General features: G+C 41.1%; 1 protein-coding gene. It reads left to right on the top strand.

All coding sequences use genetic code 11. From position 1 onward, the window contains the following. Window positions 1-186 precede the first annotated feature (186 nt). Window positions 187-370: hypothetical protein (locus AC1DND_RS29640; protein WP_477586644.1), on the top strand; the 184-nt coding region annotated here is incomplete at its 3' end.

The following is a 370-nucleotide window of genomic DNA, read 5'->3' on the forward strand; positions in this document are numbered from 1 at the left end:
TAAAATTATGCAGACCAGGGCACGAAAACAAAAACTTCCCAAAGGCAATAGTAGAATTTGGACTTTTAAATAGCTAAATCATGTATCAAACTAAAATTATGCAGACCAGGGCACGAAAACAAACACCGGGCAATTTGTATAATATCCTGGTTGCGGCAACAAAAGCGCGGATCCAATATGTCCGTTTTGGCCTCCTTTCCAGGCGGCATCATATCACCGGGCAATTTGTATAATATCCTGGTTGCGGCAACAAAAGCGCGGATCCAATATGTCCGTTTTGGCCTCCGCCAGCAGTTATTGATTGATACTACAACCTATAATATTGCCATATTTACAGGCGAAATGGATAAATTTGGGATCGATTATGAAG

This window comes from Pedobacter sp. 01N416 (assembly GCF_056399685.1).